This window comes from Streptomyces sp. CRCS-T-1 (assembly GCF_024442335.1).
Taxonomy (GTDB): Bacteria; Actinomycetota; Actinomycetes; order Streptomycetales; family Streptomycetaceae; genus Streptomyces; species Streptomyces koelreuteriae.
This window is the reverse complement of the sequence record NZ_CP101651.1, coordinates 4,236,831-4,251,996: the sequence shown is the minus strand read 5'-3', so window position 1 is coordinate 4,251,996 and position 15,166 is coordinate 4,236,831. Positions and strand designations below refer to the sequence as shown.

11 protein-coding genes and 1 pseudogene are annotated in these 15,166 nt (G+C 70.8%); 6 read left to right on the top strand and 6 right to left on the bottom strand.

What is annotated here, in order from left to right:
- The first annotated feature begins 75 nt into the window (after positions 1–75).
- Positions 76–978, top strand: coding sequence for an LLM class flavin-dependent oxidoreductase (locus tag NNW99_RS19175; protein ID WP_215120360.1), 903 nt, complete (start codon positions 76–78; stop codon positions 976–978).
- 99 nt (positions 979–1,077) lie between these two features.
- Positions 1,078–1,965 (top strand): Cof-type HAD-IIB family hydrolase, encoded by an 888-nt coding sequence (locus NNW99_RS19170; RefSeq protein WP_215124354.1) that lies wholly within the window; start codon positions 1,078–1,080, stop codon positions 1,963–1,965.
- Between the two features lie 38 nt (positions 1,966–2,003).
- Here the strand turns inward: NNW99_RS19170 and NNW99_RS19165 are convergent, their stop codons facing one another.
- From NNW99_RS19165 to NNW99_RS19150, 4 genes are all read right to left on the bottom strand, one after another.
- Complete coding sequence (locus NNW99_RS19165; RefSeq protein ID WP_215120359.1) at positions 2,004–3,056, bottom strand: M23 family metallopeptidase; 1,053 nt, start codon at positions 3,054–3,056, stop codon at positions 2,004–2,006.
- Between the two features lie 103 nt (positions 3,057–3,159).
- Positions 3,160–6,657, bottom strand: a complete 3,498-nt coding sequence (cydD, locus tag NNW99_RS19160; protein WP_215120358.1) for a thiol reductant ABC exporter subunit CydD — start codon at positions 6,655–6,657, stop codon at positions 3,160–3,162.
- A gap of 12 nt (positions 6,658–6,669) precedes the next feature.
- Positions 6,670–7,674, bottom strand: coding sequence for a cytochrome d ubiquinol oxidase subunit II (cydB, locus tag NNW99_RS19155; RefSeq protein ID WP_215120357.1), 1,005 nt, complete (start codon positions 7,672–7,674; stop codon positions 6,670–6,672).
- A gap of 20 nt (positions 7,675–7,694) precedes the next feature.
- A complete protein-coding gene (locus tag NNW99_RS19150; RefSeq protein ID WP_215120356.1) occupies positions 7,695–9,203 on the bottom strand; it encodes a cytochrome ubiquinol oxidase subunit I in 1,509 nt (502 codons plus the stop codon).
- A 140-nt stretch (positions 9,204–9,343) separates the two neighbouring features.
- Here NNW99_RS19150 and NNW99_RS19145 point away from each other — a divergent pair, with 140 nt between their 5' ends.
- Positions 9,344–9,730 (top strand): cyclophilin-like fold protein, encoded by a 387-nt coding sequence (locus tag NNW99_RS19145; RefSeq protein ID WP_215120355.1) that lies wholly within the window; start codon positions 9,344–9,346, stop codon positions 9,728–9,730.
- A gap of 23 nt (positions 9,731–9,753) precedes the next feature.
- Here NNW99_RS19145 and hisC read toward each other — a convergent pair whose 3' ends face one another.
- Complete coding sequence (hisC, locus tag NNW99_RS19140; protein WP_215120354.1) at positions 9,754–10,833, bottom strand: histidinol-phosphate transaminase; 1,080 nt, start codon at positions 10,831–10,833, stop codon at positions 9,754–9,756.
- 431 nt (positions 10,834–11,264) lie between these two features.
- Between hisC and NNW99_RS19135 the strand changes: the two genes are divergently transcribed.
- The 3 genes from NNW99_RS19135 (at position 11,265) to NNW99_RS19125 (ending at position 14,830) form a co-directional block, all read left to right on the top strand.
- Complete coding sequence (locus NNW99_RS19135) at positions 11,265–12,377, top strand: LacI family DNA-binding transcriptional regulator (protein WP_215120353.1); 1,113 nt, start codon at positions 11,265–11,267, stop codon at positions 12,375–12,377.
- A gap of 311 nt (positions 12,378–12,688) precedes the next feature.
- Positions 12,689–13,780 carry a metallophosphoesterase family protein gene (locus tag NNW99_RS19130; protein ID WP_251057860.1) on the top strand — a complete coding sequence of 364 codons (1,092 nt, stop codon included), beginning with the start codon at positions 12,689–12,691 and terminating at the stop codon, positions 13,778–13,780.
- A 183-nt stretch (positions 13,781–13,963) separates the two neighbouring features.
- Positions 13,964–14,830, top strand: a complete 867-nt coding sequence (locus tag NNW99_RS19125) for a hypothetical protein (protein WP_215120351.1) — start codon at positions 13,964–13,966, stop codon at positions 14,828–14,830.
- A gap of 174 nt (positions 14,831–15,004) precedes the next feature.
- On the opposite strand, the pseudogene NNW99_RS19120 reads toward NNW99_RS19125, so the two are convergent.
- A pseudogene (locus NNW99_RS19120) lies at positions 15,005–15,136 on the bottom strand (thiamine biosynthesis protein ThiC); the annotation flags it as partial.
- Positions 15,137–15,166 lie beyond the last annotated feature (30 nt).

Genomic DNA, 15,166 nt, shown 5'->3' with positions numbered 1-15,166 from the left:
CGTGACCAGCCGATGACGGTGACTTGTTTCACGTGAAACACGGGCCACCCGCGGGGCTCCTTTAGTCTCGATGCCATGAGTCTGCGTCTGAGCACCGTGATCCTCCCGTACCGCCGCTGGAACGAAGGCGGCCGTACGGCCTGGACACGCGCCGAGCAGCTCGGCTTCCACACCGCGTACACCTACGACCATCTGTCCTGGCGCAGCTTCCGGGACGGCCCGTGGTTCGGCGCCGTGCCGACCCTCACCGCCGCCGCGGCCGTCACCGAGCGGCTTCGGCTCGGCACGCTGGTGACCTCGCCGAACTTCCGGCACCCGGTGACCCTCGCCAAGGAGCTGATCTCCCTGGACGACATCTCCGGCGGGCGGATCACGCTGGGCATCGGCGCGGGCGGCTCCGGTTTCGACGCCACCGCGCTCGGCCAGGACCCGTGGACACCGCGCGAGCGCGCCGACCGCTTCGCCGAGTTCGTCCCGCTGCTCGACCGGCTCCTCAGCGAGGACACGGTGTCGTACGAGGGCGACTTCTACTCGGCTCACGAGGCGCGGAACATCCCCGGCTGTGTGCAGCGCCCCAGGCTGCCGTTCGCGGTCGCCGCGACCGGCCCGCGCGGGATGCGGCTCGCCGCCCGGCACGGCCAGGCCTGGGTGACCACCGGCGACCCCAAGCTGTACGAGAACGGCACCCCTGAGCAGTCGGTCCAGGCCCTGCGCGGGCAGGCCGAGAGGCTGGCCGACACCTGCGCCGAGGTCGGCCGGGACATGACCGGCCTCGACCGGGTCCTGCTCACCGGGTTCACGCCGGACCGTACCGGCCCGCTCCAGTCGCTGGACGCCTTCGTCGACTTCGCCGGCCGGCACGCGGAACTGGGCTTCACGGAGCTGGTGATCCACTGGCCGATCCCGGACTCGCCCTTCGCGGCGGACGAGAAGGTCTTCGAGCAGATCGCCATGGAGGCACCGGCGCAGTTGCGCTGAGGCCTCTGAGGGCTCCCTCCTGGGCTCATTCCTCAGGAAAGCCCTGGTGGGAGCGGCATCCACTCACCTGTGCGGAGCCCCGCACGCCCGTGCGGGCATCTGCGGGACAATGACCCGGTGACCTCAGCGACCCGACAGCCCGATACCGCGGCCGAGACCCTCCCGCCGCGGCTGATCGCCACCGACCTCGACGGCACCCTGCTGCGCGACGACAAGTCGGTGTCCCCCCGCACGGTGGCCGCGCTGGCCGCTGCCGAGGAGGCGGGCATCGAGGTCTTCTTCGTCACCGGCCGCCCGGCCCGCTGGATGGACGTCGTCAGCGACCATGTGCACGGCCACGGACTGGCGATCTGCGGCAACGGCGCCGCCGTGGTCGACCTGCACGGCGGCCCCGGCACCCACAAGTTCGTGAAGGTCCGGGAGCTGGAGCGGGAGAACGCGCTGGACGCCGTACGGCTGCTGCGCGACGCGGCGCCGGGCACGGTGTACGCGGTGGAGCAGACCTACGGCTTCTACCAGGAGCCGGCGTACCCGAAGCTGCACATGGAGATCCCCGACAGCCTCGCCCCGGCGGAGGAGCTGCTGGGCCCTGATCACCGGGCAGCCGGGGAGCCGGTGCTGAAGATCCTGGCCTTCCACCCGGAGATCGACCCCGACGCCTTCCTGACCCTGGCCCGGCTCGCGATCGGCGACCGCGCCAGTGTGACCCGCTCCAGCCCCAGCGCCCTGCTGGAGATCAGCGGCCCCGAGGTGTCCAAGGCCAGCACGCTCGCCCTGTGCTGCGCCGAGCGCGGCATCTCGCACGAGGAGGTCGTCGCCTTCGGCGACATGCCGAACGACGTCGAGATGCTGACCTGGGCCGGCCGGTCGTACGCGATGGGCAACGCCCACCCGGACGTGATCGCCGCGGCCTCGGGACGGACGGTGGCGAACAACGAGGACGGGGTCGCCGTCGTGATCGAGCAGCTGGTGGCCGAACGGCTGTAGGTGCCGCCCGCTCTCACGAACGCGGTCGAGCCGCTCCGTCAGAGCGACACCCCGCGCTCCTCCAGCCACGACACCGGGTTCACCGCCGAACCCATCTCCGGTGTGACCCGGGTCTCGAAGTGCAGGTGCGGTCCGGTGGAGTTGCCCGTGGTGCCCGACTGGCCGATCCACTGGCCGGGGCCGACCTCCTCCCCCTGGTCGACCGCGACGGACGCGAGATGGGCGTACTGCGTGTAGTAGCCGCCCGCGTGCTTCAGCACGATCTCGATGCCGAAGGGGCCGCCGCAGGACACCCTCACCACCCGGCCCGTCCCCACGGACCGCACGGGCGTGCCGATCGGCACCGCGAAGTCCTGCCCGGTGTGCCGGCTCGACCACCGCGCCCCGCCGCTGCCGTAGGAAGCGGACAGCTCGTACGTCTCCACGGGCGCGACCCACGCACTCGTGAACCCCGACTCCGGCTGGTCGAGCCGGACGGCACCGCGGCACGCCCCGGCGGCGACCGAGGCGTCCGCCTGGCCCTGGAGCTGTGAGCGGGCCGCTTCGAGCTTCTGCTCGATGCCCGACTTCAGCTCGGCCAGCTGGACGTTCCGCTTCTCCAGCGCCTGCCATTCGGCAGCGGCCCTGGCCTCGTCCGCGGTGAGCCGTGCCTCGGCCCGGCGGCTCTTGGAGATCGCGTTGTTCACGGCGAGATTCGTCTGCGAGAAGGCGTGCTGACCTCGCATCAGGTCGTCGGGGCTGTCGGCGAGGAGCATCTGCACGGCCACCGGCAGACCCCCGCTGCCCCGGTACTGGGCACGGGCGATCCGGCCCAGGTCCTCGTTCAGACCCGCGATGTGCCGCCGCTGAGTGTCCAGGAGAGCCTCCGCCCGCTGCGCCTTGGCCCGCTGCACGTCGGCCTCCTTGCGGCCGGCCTCGTACAGCTGCGTCGCCGCCGCGGCGTCCTCGTAGAGCCGCGCCACCTCGGCGCTGATGCCCGTGTCCCCGCCGCCCCCGGGCTCCTTGTCCGCCGCCGTCGGCCGGGCCGCGAGGGCCGCCAGCGCGCACAGCAGAGCCGGAACGAGCAGGCGATAGCGGCGATATGAGCGCATGTCAGCGATCCTCGCCCAGCTCCGCGGGCCCGGTCCTGTTCGGGTCGTACGGCTGGGGGACCGGCTGCTCCGAATGGATCAGTGCGCGCGGCCCCGTCAGGGATCACGCCTCCACCGCGCTCCCGACCAGTTCCTCCGACGCCGCCTCCCGCTCCGCCATCTCCCGCAGCGGCCCGTCCACCGCCACCAGCTCCGGGTACGACCCGCGCTGCACCACCCGTCCCCGATCCAGCACGAGCACCTCGTCGACCGCCTCCAGGCCCGCCAGCCGGTGCGTGATGAGCAGAGTCGTACGGCCCTCGGTGGCGGCCAGCAGATCGGCGGTCAGCGCGTCCGCCGTCGGCAGGTCGAGATGCTCGGCGGGCTCGTCGAGCACCAGGACGGGGAAGTCCGCGAGCAGCGCGCGGGCCAGCGCCAGCCGCTGCCGCTGCCCTCCGGACAGCCGCGCCCCGTGCTCGCCGACGAGCGTGTCGAGCCCGTCGGGCAGGCCCTCGGCCCAGTCCAGCAGCCGGGCCCGGCCGAGCGCGGCACGCAGTTCGTCCTCGGTGGCGTCCTTCTTGGCGAGCAGCAGGTTCTCGCGCAGCGAGCTGTCGAAGAGATGCGCGTCCTGCGCGCACAGCCCGACGAGCTTCCGTACGTCGTCGCTGTGCAGCGCGTAGGCGTCCACGCCCGCCAGCGTGTACGCACCCGACCCTGCGTCCAGGAACCGCAGCAGCAGTTGCGCCAGCGTCGTCTTGCCGGAGCCGGACGGTCCGACCACGGCGACACGGCGGCCCTCCTCGAGGGTCAGATCGAGCCCGGCGACCGCGTCCCGGTCCTGCCCCTCGTACCGCGCGGTCAGCCCCTTGACGGCCACCGGGAACGGCGACGCGGGCGCCTGCCGGGGCCGCTCCGGCTCCCCCACGGGCTCCGGGGCATCCAGCACCTCGTACACCCGCTCGGCGCTCCTGCGCACCCGCTGCCGGTACTGCGCGGCGAGCGGCAGCCCGAGCACGGCCTCGAAGGCGGCCAGAGGGGTGAGGACGACGACGGCCATGGTCACGCCGTCCAGCCGCCCGGCCGCGACCGCCTGAGCGCCGACCAGGGCGGCGGCCGTGACGGTCAGGCCGGAGATCAGCGCGGTGAGTCCGTCGCCGAGGGCCGTGGCGGTGGCGGCGCGCGAGGCGATCCGGGTGAGCGCCCCGTCGGCCTCGCGTGCCCGGGCGGTCCGCGCGGGCAAGGCACCGGCGACGGTCAGCTCCGCGGTGCCGGTGAGCAGATCGGTGACCCGGGTCGCCAGTACGCCGCGAGCGGGGGCCAGCCGGTGCTCGGCCCGCCGCGCCACGGCACCGGTGATCAGCGGCACTCCCACGCCCGCCGCCAGCAGCCCGGCCGCGAGCACGGCCCCGGCCTCCGGCAGCAGCCACGCCGTGAAGCCCACGGACGCGGCCGACACCACGACGGCCGCCCCGGCCGGCAGCAGCCACCGCAGCCAGTAGTCCTGCAGCGCGTCCACGTCGGCGACGAGCCGGGAGAGCAGATCTCCCCGGCGGGTCCGGCGCAGCCCGGCGGGCGCCAGCCGCTCCAGCCGACGGAAGACCGCGACCCTGGTGTCCGCCAGCATCCGCAGCACGGCGTCGTGCGAGACGAGCCGCTCGGCGTACCGGAACACGGCTCGCCCGATCCCGAAGGCCCGTGTCGCCGTGACGGCCATCATCAGATAGAGCACGGGCGGCTGCTGCGAGGCCCGCGAGATCAGCCACCCGGAGGTGGCCATGAGCCCCACGGCGCTCCCGAGCGCGAGACTGCCGAGCAGCAGCGCGAGGACCAGCCGCCCGCGCCGGGCACCGGACATGGCACGAACACGTGTGAGGACAGGGCCCGAAGCGGATTCCCCATGAGGCTCGGTCACGTCGACCGGGGCGGTCAGCTCGCCCGCCACCGAACCCCGCTGGTGAACCGGGGCGGGCGCGACCGGCGCAGCGGCCGTCTCGGGCTCGGCCAGGCGCACCACCCGGTCCGCCACCCCCAGCAGCGCCGGCCGGTGCACCACCAGCAGCACCGTCCGCCCGGCCGCCAGCCGCCGTACCGCGGCCACGACCTCGGCCTCGGTGGCCCCGTCCAGCGCGGCCGTCGGCTCATCGAGCAGCAGCACGGGCCGGTCCGCGAGGAACGCCCGGGCCAGCGCGAGCCGCTGCCGCTGCCCGGCCGACAGCCCGGTCCCGTCCTCGCCGAGCACGGTCTCCGCGCCTTCCGGCAGGGCGTCCACGAACTCCAGCGCCCCGGCGTCCCGCAGCGCCCGCTGTACGGCGTCGTCATCGGCGTCGGGCCGCGCCAGCCGTACGTTCTCGGCGATCGTCCCGGCGTACAGATGCGGCCGCTGCGGCACCCACGCGATCCGGGAGCGCCACTGCTCCAGGTCGGCGTCGGCGAGGTCGACTCCCCCGGCCTTCACCCGCCCCTCGGCCGGCCGCACGAACCCCAGCAGCACACCGAGCAGCGTCGACTTCCCGGCCCCGCTCGACCCGACGAGAGCGACCGTCTCCCCGGGCTCGACGGTGAAGGAGACGTCCGACACGGCGTCCGCCGAGCGCCCCGGGTACCGGACCGTCACGCCCTCGAACGCCAGCGCACCCTCGGGCACGGCCTCGGACCCGGACGCGGGAACGGGCGTCTCCAGGACCTCGAAGATCTCCTCAGCGGCGGCGAGCCCCTCAGCCGCCGCGTGGTACTGCGCCCCGACCTGCCGCAACGGCAGATACGCCTCGGGCGCCAGGATCAGGATGACCAGGCCGATGTACAGGTCCATCTCGCCGTGCACCAGCCGCATACCGATCGTCACGGCGACCAGCGCCACCGAGATCGTCGCGAGCAGCTCCAGCGCGAAGGAGGAGATGAAGGCGATCCGCAGCGTCCGCATGGTCGCCCGCCGGTACTCGCCGGTGATCCGCCGGATCGACTCGGCCTGCGCCTTGGCACGGCCGAAGACCTTCAGCGTGGGCAGCCCGGCGACGACGTCCAGGAAGTGCCCGGACAGCCGGGACAGCAGCCGCCACTGACGGTCCATCCGGGACTGCGTGGCCCAGCCGATCAGGACCATGAAGACCGGGATGAGCGGCAGGGTGCCCACGATGATGGCCGCGGAGACCCAGTCCTCGGTGACGATCCGCGCCAGCACCGCCACCGGCACGACCACCGCGAGACCCAACTGCGGCAGATACCGCGAGAAGTAGTCGTCGAGGGCGTCGACTCCCCGAGTGGCCAGGGCGACCAGCGAACCGGTCCGCTGCCCGCTCAGCCACCCGGGCCCGAGCCGCACGGATCGCTCCAGCAGCCGCCCCCGCAGCTCGGACTTCACCGCCGCGCTCGCCCGGTGCGCTGCCAGCTCGGTGAGCCAGCCGACCAGCGCCCGGCCGACCGCGACGACGGCCAACAGCAGCAGGGGAGTGCCGAGTTCCGACACCGGCATGCGGTGCTGGAAGGCGCCGACCACCACCTCGGCGATGAGCATCGCCTGCGCGATGACCAACCCCGCCCCGACGGCACCCAGGGCGACGACCGCCCCCAGGAAGACCCGGGTGGCACGGGCGTACCGGAGCAGACGCGGATCGATTGGTTTCACGTGAAACACACCTCAGTGCGCGGGGTCGGCGATGTGCTGCGTACCGATTCGCTTGCGGAACACCCAGTAGGTCCAGCCCTGGTAGAGCAGGACGATCGGGGTGGCGATCCCGGCACACCAGGTCATGATCTTCAGGGTGTACGGGCTGGACGAGGCGTTGGTGACCGTCAGGCTCCACTCCGGGTTGAGCGTCGACGGCATGACGTTCGGGAACAGCGTCAGGAAGAGCATCGCCACCGTGGCCACGATGGTGAGCCCCGACAGGGCGAACGCCCAGCCCTCACGCCCGGCCCGCGCCGCGACCAGCGCCACGAGAAGGGACGCGACGGCCACGACCACCGCGACGAGCGACGCCGTGTCGCCCCGCTCGGCCTGCGTCCACAGCAGGAAGGCGAGGGCCAGCAGGGCGGTCACCAGCCCGACGCGCAGCGCCAGCTTCCGCGCCCGCTCCCGGATCTCCCCGACGGTCTTGAGACCGACGAACACCGTCCCGTGGAAGGTGAACAGCGCCAGGGTGACCAGACCGCCCAGCAGCGCGTACGGGTTGAGCAGATCCAGGACGCCGCCGGCGTAGTTGAAGTCCTGGTCGATCTGCACGCCCCGCACGATGTTGCCGAAGGCCACACCCCACAGGAACGCGGGGAGCAGCGAGGTCCAGAAGATCGCCGTCTCCCAGTTGCGCTGCCAGCTCTCCTCGGGCCGCTTGACGCGGTACTCGAAGGCCACGCCCCGGACGATCAGGCAGACCAGGATGAGCAGCAGGGGCAGGTAGAAGCCGGAGAAGAGCGTCGCGTACCACTCGGGGAAGGCGGCGAAGGTGGCACCGCCCGCCGAGAGCAGCCAGACCTCGTTGCCGTCCCAGACGGGCCCGATGGTGTTGATCAGCACCCGCTTCTCGGGCCGGTTGCGGGCGAGCAGCTTCGTGAGCACACCGACCCCGAAGTCGAAGCCCTCCAGGAAGAAGTAGCCGGTCCACAGGACGGCGATCAGGACGAACCAGACGTCGTGCAGTTCCATGACTGTGCAGCTCCCTCGGCCTAGTACGAGAAGGCCATCGGCTTGTCGGCGTCACGGGAGTCGCCGCCGATCTTCGTGGGCGGGTTGAGGTCGGCCTCGGTGAGCTCGGGCGGGCCCGCCTTGACGTACTTGACCAGCAGCTTGACCTCGATGACGGCGAGGATCGCGTACAGCGTGGTGAAGACGACCATCGAGGTGATGACCTCGGCCTGGGAGACACCGGGGGAGACCGCGTCACGCGTCTGGAACAGGCCGTAGACGACCCACGGCTGGCGTCCCATCTCGGTGAAGATCCAGCCCCAGGAGCTGGCGATCAGCGGGAAGCCCAGGGTGAGGATCGCCATGCGCCAGTACCACTTGGTGAGGGTCGGGCCGAGCGCCTTCTTCGGCAGGAGCACGAGATGCGGCACCTCGTCCTCACCCACCCTCAAGTGCTGTGGCAACAGGAACTTCTTCCGGGTCAGCCATAGTCCGGCCAGGCCGATGGCGAACGACGTCATGCCGAAGCCGATCATCCAGCGGAAGCCCCAGTAGGCGACCGGGATGTTGGGCCGGTAGTCGCCGGGGCCGTACTTCTCCTGCTCGGCCTTGTTGACGTCGTTGATGCCGGGGACGTACGAGGTGAAGTCGTCCTTGGCGAGGAAGGACAGCAGGCCGGGGATCTCGATGGCGACCTTGTTGTGCCCCTTGTCGACGTCACCGACGGCGAAGATCGAGAAGGGCGCGGGCTTCTCGCCGTCCCAGAGGGCCTCGGCCGCTGCCATCTTCATCGGCTGCTGCTCGTACATGATCTTGCCGAGGACATCGCCGCTGATCGCGGTGAGCATGCCGCCGATGACGACGGTGACCAGGCCCAGCCGCAGCGAGGTCTTCATCACCGGCACATGCTTCCTCCGGACCAGGTGGAAGGCGGCGATGCCGACCATGAAGGCGCCGCCGGTCAGGAAGGCCGCGGTGAGCGTGTGGAAGACCTGGGCGAGCGCGGTGTTCTGCGTCAGCACCAGCCAGAAGTCGGTGAGCTCGGCGCGCCCCTTCGCCTCGTTGATCCGGTAGCCGACCGGGTGCTGCATCCAGGAGTTGGCCGCGAGGATGAAGTACGCCGACAGGATCGTGCCGATCGAGACCATCCAGATGCAGGCCAGGTGGATCTTCTTGGGCAACTTGTCCCAGCCGAAGATCCACAGGCCGATGAAGGTGGACTCGAAGAAGAAGGCGATCAGCGCCTCGAAGGCGAGCGGCGCACCGAAGACGTCACCCACGAAGCGCGAGTAGTCGGACCAGTTCATGCCGAACTGGAACTCCTGCACGATGCCGGTGACCACGCCCATCGCGATGTTGATCAGGAAGAGCTTGCCCCAGAACTTCGTCGCCCGGAGGTACTTCTCCTTCTCCGTCCGCACCCAGGCGGTCTGCAGCCCGGCCGTGAGAGCGGCCAGCGAGATCGTCAGGGGGACGAACAGAAAGTGATAGACGGTGGTGATGCCGAACTGCCATCGCGCCAGGGTCTCCGGCGCCAAAGCCAGGTCCACGTCGCCGCTCCTTACATACGCTTGTGAAAGCGTTCACATTCACAAGCCATTATGCAGCACGGACTTTCGAGCCCCAAAGGGGGCCCCTGCCGGAACCGAACCCCTTGGCGCGAACTTCAACATATTGTTGAATCGACGCCATGCAGACACCGCTACAGATACGGATCTCATGGCCCGCGGGGCACCTCACCGCGACCCTCGACGACACCCCGACCGCCCAGTCCCTCGCCCAGGCACTGCCCCTCGTCTCCACCGCCCGCACCTGGGGCGAGGAGGTGTACTTCGACACAGGACTGTCGGTTTCACGTGAAACGGACGCCCGGCAGGTCGTAGAGCCGGGCACGGTCGCCTTCTGGGCCGACGGCGACGCGCTCGCCCTCCCCTACGGGCCCACGCCGATCTCACAGGGCGAGGAGTGCCGCCTCGCAAGCCCGTGCAACGTCCTGGGCCGCATCGACGGCGACCCCGGCCTGCTCGCGACCGTGCGGGGCGGCGACCCCGTGCGCGTGGAACTCGTGGACGCCTGACTCAAAGCCCGGCTCACGGAGCACTACAGCTCCTTGCGAAACCCTTCCGCCACCTTCAGGAAGATGTCGTTCGCCTCGGTCTCCCCGACCGTGACCCGCACACCCTCACCCGGGAACGGCCGGATCACCACGCCCGCCTGCTCACACGCCTGCGCGAAGGCGACCGTGCGCTCCCCCAGCCGCAGCCACACGAAGTTGGCCTGGGTCTCGGGCACCGTCCAGCCCTGGGCGCGCAGCCCGTCGACCACGCGCGTGCGCTCACCCACCAGCGAGCCGACCCGGCCGAACAGTTCGTCCTCGGCACGCATCGAGGCGATCGCCGCCTCCTGCGCCAGCTGGCTCACCCCGAACGGCACGGCCGTCTTGCGCAGCGCCGCCGCCACCGGCTCATGGGCGATGGCGAACCCGACGCGCAGACCGGCCAGGCCGTACGCCTTGGAGAAGGTCCGCAGGACGCAGACATTGGGCCGGTCGCGGTAGAGCTCGACACCGTCCGGCACCTCGGGGTCGCGGATGAACTCGCGGTAGGCCTCGTCGAGGACCACCAGCACGTCTCCCGGCACCCGGTCGAGGAAGCGCTCCAGCTCCGCCCGCCGCACGACCGTGCCGGTCGGGTTGTTGGGGTTGCAGACGAAGATCAGCCGGGTCCGGTCGGTGATCGCGTCGGCCATCGCGTCGAGGTCGTGGACGTCATCGGCGGTCAGTGGCACCTGAACTGAGGTCGCGCCGCTGACCTGCGTGATGATCGGGTACGCCTCGAAGGACCGCCAGGCGTAGATCACCTCGTCGCCGGGGCCGGAGGTGGCCTGGATCAGCTGCTGGGCGACACCGACCGACCCGGTGCCGGTGGCCAGGTGGGTGAGGGGAACGCCGAACCGCTCGGACAGCTCGTTCATCAGCCCGGTACAGGCCATGTCCGGGTAGCGGTTGAAGTTGCCGGCCGCCGCCGTCACGGTCTCCATCACGCCCGGCAGCGGCGGGTACGGGTTCTCGTTGGAGGACAGCTTGTAGGCCACCGGCCCGCCTGCCGCAGCGGGCTTGCCCGGCTTGTAGGTGGGGATTCCCTCCAGCTCGCCGCGCAGCTTGGGGCTCGTCTCGCTCACCGCAGTCCTCCTCGCGAAGACCGGCGGCCCATGACCGCCGCCGACATCCAATACTCCTCACCTTATGAGGATTCGGCGCCGCTGCGTACACCCCAGGCGGAGCGCTGAGTGCCGGCCTCCCACGTCCCACCGGCATCAGGGGCATCGCCGCCCGAAGGCGTACGAATCCGGGGGCGCGCCTCACATATATCTACGCGCCGGTGGTGCACGCCGTGGCGCGCATCCCCCGTGCAGGTGAGTTGAGACCTCTTCGCAACCTCGCCCCCTTGGCAGGCTCGTGCGGGCCGACAAGTCACGTCCTGGCATGAGAGCGCTTAACTCCCTTGGCTTCCCAGGCAATTGAACTGAAATGATCATGCAGAAACGTGCCTGTCAACGTCTGCATATGCGTCCGCACTACCCCACCGCATGAGCCCTACTATCGGCTCGCCATGACAGCAGCAGGGAAGCACCAGGTGAGCCGCGCGGAAACCTCCCGTCGAGGCAGTCGGCCGAGTCGGGCGGGTATCAGAGACGTGGCCGCCGCCGCCGGAGTCTCCATCACGACCGTCTCCGACGCCCTCAACGGCAAGGGCCGGCTTCCGGACGCCACCCGGCGCCATGTCCGCGAGGTGGCCGACCGGCTGGGCTACCGGCCCTCGGCCGCCGCCCGGACCCTCCGTACCGGCAAGTCGGGACTCATCGGCCTGACCGTGACGACGTACGGGGATGAACCTTTCACCTTCACGGAGTTCGCGTACTTCGCCGAGATGGCGCGAGCCGCCACCTCCGCCGCGCTCGCCCGCGGCTACGCCCTCGTCATCCTGCCCGCGACCTCCCGCCACGACGTGTGGTCGAACGTCGCCCTGGACGGCACGGTCGTCATCGACCCCTCCGACCAGGACCCGGTCGTCAGCGAACTCGTCCGGCAGGGTCTGCCGGTCGTCTCCGACGGCCGCCCGGCCGGCTCCCTGCCGGTCACGGCCTGGGTCGACAACGACCACGAGGCCGCCGTCCTCGGCATCCTCGACCACCTGGCCGACGCCGGCGCCCGCCGCATCGGCCTGCTGACCGGCACGACGACGGACACCTACACCCACCTGTCGACCACCGCGTACCTGCGCTGGTGCGAGCGCGTCGGCCAGGATCCGGTGTACGAGGCCTATCCGGCGCACGATCCGTGCGCGGGCGCCGTCGCCGCCGACCGGCTCCTGGCCCGCCCCGACCGGCCCGACGCGGTCTACGGGCTGTTCGACCCGAACGGCACCGACCTGCTCGCCGCCGCCCGCCGCTACGGCCTGCGCGTACCGGACGACCTGCTGCTGGTCTGCTGCAGCGAGTCCACCGTGTACGCCAACACCGAGCCCCCCATCACCACGCTCTCCCTGAAACCGCGCCGCATCGGCACGGCGGTGGTACAGCTCCTCATCGACGCCATCGAGGGAGTGGAATCCGACCGTCCGGTGGAGCAGGTGATACCGACGGAGCTGATCGTGCGCACGTCGTCCCAGCGACGCCCGCCGCGCACGACGGTCAGCCCGCCGCGGTCCCCCGAAGGGGCGTAGTTCCCCGGTACCGGGGAACCCCGGGTCCGGTACCTCGGACCCGGGGCGAGGGGAAAGTCCCATGCCTGGGGAGAAACAGGGCCGGTCCCCCGGAGAGAAGGGATCGTTCTCGCGAAGAGCAAGAAAGCGAGGACGGTCACACGGTGGTCAAAGCCCGGCCCAATCGGGGCGAAAGCCGCGGTGAACTGGACTCTTGCTCTGATTCACCACCCCTGGGTCATCACATGGCGCGATCGGCATTCCTATGATGGGCCCACGACACCGGCGGGCCGCTACGACCAGGCAGTCCGATGCGGTGCAGATGCGGCTTGATGGTGGAGGGGTCGATGACTCAGGGGGCCGGTCAGGGACCCGAGGTGGAGCGCACGGCGACGTTGCGCGACTTCCGGGTGCCCGCGTACGTCCACGAGACCGGTCCGTACGTCCAGAGCATGAGCTCCGGCGAGGTCGCTCCGCCGCCCGAGGAGACCTATCCCGAGGGATACACGCCGACCCAGCGCGACCTTCCCGTGGTCAACCGGGGTGACACTGTCCAGGTGACCGTCGACCCGGAAACCTCCGCGGCCCCGCCCCCGAACACCGGACAGGGCCCGCTGTACGTCGTGGGCGACGTCCACGGCTATCTCGACCAGCTGGTGGCCGCTCTGCAGGAGAAGGGCCTCCTCGACGCCGAAGGCAACTGGTGCGCGGGCACCGCCCGGCTGTGGTTCCTCGGTGACTTCACCGACCGCGGCCCGGACGGCATCGGCGTCATCGACCTCGTGATGCGGCTGTCCGCGGAGGCCGCGGCGGCCGGCGGCTACTGCAAGGCGCTGATGGGCAACCACGAGCTGCTGCTGCTCGGCGCCAAGCGGTTCGGCGACACGCCCGTCAACTCCGGCGCGGGCACCGCCACCTTCCAGGCGGCCTGGCTGCTCAACGGCGGCCAGAAGACCGACATGGACCGCCTCCAGGACCACCACCTGCAGTGGATGTCCCGTCTCGACGCCGTCGAGGAGGTCGACGGCCATCTGCTCGTCCACTCCGACACCACCGCCTACCTCGACTACGGCCGTTCCATCGAAGAGGTCAACGACACCGTCCGCGAGACGATCACGCGCAACGACGCGGACGAGGTCTGGGACCTGTTCCGCAAGTTCACCAAGCGGTTCTCCTTCCGCGACGAGGGCGGCGCGGACGCCGTGCGCTCCCTGCTCGATACGTACGGCGGCACCCGCATCGTTCACGGGCACAGCCCGATTCCGTATCTGCTGGGCGAGGTCGGCTCCGAGGAGGACGAGGACAGCGGCGACCCGGTGATCGAGGGACCGCATGTCTACGCCGACGGACTCGCCATCGCGATGGACGGCGGCGTGACCATGGCCGGAAAGCTGCTGGTCCAGCAACTGCCCTTGGCTACGTGAGCGTTCACCGGGCAGGCGTTTCCCGTCACAGGACCGGACGGGTGAAGGGCCAATTTCGGTAAACCCCCTGTCACCGCCCACCTCCACGGCTCTACCATCGGCTTATCCGTAGCAGGCTCCCCTCCGTTTCTGCCCGACGGCTCGTCAGCATGCCGAGCCCCAAGCCCTACGGAGCATCGGGGGATGCACATGAACAGCGTTCCGCAGCACCTGCTGAGCGAGGACCGCCAGGAATACGAGCGGATCCTCGATGAGGTGCTGCGCTCCGCCCCACACCGTCCGGAACTTGCCGCTGTCGGACAGCGGCTGAACTCGGAACAACTGCGCACCATGGCGCTGAACGCCACCGCGCTCATCACGGCGGCCGCGTCGACCGAATACCAGCACTACGTCAAGGTCCGTGAGGAACTGCGCCAGCCGTCGTCGTCGAGCGCGCCGACGGTCCGCGAGTCCGGCTCTTCCGAATCGGGCACGGGCCCGGCGGGGCTCGCCGCCGCCATGGGCGAGGTCGCCGAGACCGCCGGCGCGGGCGCCGTCGCCGTCGTCGCCGTCCTGGCACCGGTCCTGGCCGGGACCGCCGCCGCGATCTTCCTGCTCGTTGGCTACATCCTGCAGATGCTCGACCCCGAGCAGGCGTTCGCGCGGACCATGCTCACGACGGGCTGGGTGTTCGGCGCCGTGACCGCGGTGGCGATCCTCGTCGCCGCGGCGGGGCTGCTGCTCACCGCCCTGCGCAACAAGCCGACGGCCGAAGGCGGGCCGTACGACGAACTGCAGGGGGAGGTGGCCCTGGCCAGGGACGCCTGGCACGAGGCCCTGCTGGAGCGGGGCATCCTGCCGTTCCTGCGCGAGGCGCTCGTCAGCCCGGACGCGACCGCCGCACTGCATCACACCTCCTCGTCCACGCCGATCAGCCGCATCCCGCACCTCGGCTACGACCGCCCGGGTTTCACCAGCCCGGACGAAGGCCACCGCGGCTCACGGCCGAGCTACAGCAGCCCGGACTACACCAGCCCGGACTACGGAGGACCGGAACACCAGCCGGAGTAAAGCCGGTTCGGCTCCGCGTACCCATCCGCAGGCCAAGGGGCCGTGCCCGGAGGCCAGGGCCAGGGCCAGGGACCATGTGTCCCCAGCCCTCGGCCCTCGCGGCCCGTGCCCAGTCGGCCGCTTGCCGGCCTCACGGCCTGCCGACGGCCGGATCAGGCGCGCATCAGGCGCGGATCAGTCCGCGATCGGCAGGTACACCCGGTTCCCGCTCGCCGCGAACTCCTTCGACTTCTGCGCCATGCCCTCCTCGATCTCGGTCCGTGTGCCGCCGTGTTCACGGCGGATGTCCTGCGAGATCTTCATGCTGTAGAGCATTACTGAAACCCACACATGCGC